The organism is Arachnia propionica (assembly GCF_003859805.1).
Lineage (GTDB): Bacteria > Actinomycetota > Actinomycetes > Propionibacteriales > Propionibacteriaceae > Arachnia > Arachnia propionica_C.
This window is the reverse complement of the sequence record NZ_RQZG01000047.1, coordinates 1-861: the sequence shown is the minus strand read 5'-3', so window position 1 is coordinate 861 and position 861 is coordinate 1. Positions and strand designations below refer to the sequence as shown.

Sequence of the window (861 nt, the reverse complement as noted above, 5' to 3'; positions counted from 1 at the left end):
AAGATTTATCCTATCGGAATGAGCTGCCCCTTTGTGTTTAAATTGCGACGTGTTTCATGATGCTATTTTCAAGCCACCTGAATAACCCTCCAGGAAACCGTTTCGCGAACATCACCTTCATCCAACTGCCACCCCACTGCCCCGACCACAACCCCATCGAACACGTCTGGAGTGAAGCCAAACACCACATCAGCAACCACCAACGTCCCCACTTCAACGACACCCGCGAAGCCTTCGAAGCCTACATCCAACAGAAAAAATTCCCATACCGCCTATAAACGACATCTTGTTTCATGGCCGCTATAGGTCATTGGGGTCGTGTCTTTCAAATGATGCAATGATTTTCTTTGGGCGGAGGTAGATCATTGCGTATGCTTTGTCATGTAGTCTCCATATCGTTGCCGTTGAGCTCGTGGCATGATCCGTTGGCGCTCCCCATGCCTTGGAGGCTTGTTCAATGTACTTTTTGTAGAAGTCGGCTGCCAAGACTCTCTCTTTGATGTTGTCGATTTTTGTGGCAAAAAGGGGAAATGTGACCGCGAAAATCTCTTCACTTTCCCTGTTGTATGAAACTTGAATCAAGAATGATTCAGGTTTTCCGTAAGTGAATGCTGCAGATCTATCTGTTGGTGTCCAGGAAAGTTCGGTAGCTACGCGTGCTATTTCATTGATGGTGATGGGGTGGGGGAGTTGCGCAAGTTGTGTGATCCAGTGGTGTGCGGTGTGGAAGGGGAGGTGGTTCATGAGGGTTCCTGTGGGGTGAGTGTGAAGGTGTTGTTGCCGTCCCAGTGTAGCCGTACCTCTGGTCCGAGGTTGAATTCTCCGGTGCGGAGGGTGCCGTTGGTGCGGGTGTTGGTGTAC

General features: G+C 49.8%; 2 protein-coding genes. One reads left to right on the top strand and one right to left on the bottom strand.

Annotation, left to right across the window (positions count from 1 at the left end; all coding sequences use genetic code 11):
• Positions 1 to 56 precede the first annotated feature (56 nt).
• Complete coding sequence (locus tag EII34_RS16875) at positions 57 to 278, top strand: transposase (RefSeq protein WP_124846109.1); 222 nt, start codon at positions 57 to 59, stop codon at positions 276 to 278.
• A gap of 22 nt (positions 279 to 300) precedes the next feature.
• On the opposite strand, the gene EII34_RS15715 is transcribed toward EII34_RS16875, so the two are convergent.
• Positions 301 to 744 (bottom strand): DUF6301 family protein, encoded by a 444-nt coding sequence (locus tag EII34_RS15715; RefSeq protein WP_124846108.1) that lies wholly within the window; start codon positions 742 to 744, stop codon positions 301 to 303.
• Positions 745 to 861: the final 117 nt, after the last annotated feature.

Excerpts from the sequence above, each read along its gene's own strand:
- EII34_RS16875 (WP_124846109.1), top strand. The coding sequence starts at position 57 with ATGATGCTATTTTCAAGCCACCTGAATAACCCTCCAGGAAACCGTTTC.
- EII34_RS15715 (WP_124846108.1), bottom strand. The coding sequence starts at position 744 with ATGAACCACCTCCCCTTCCACACCGCACACCACTGGATCACACAACTT.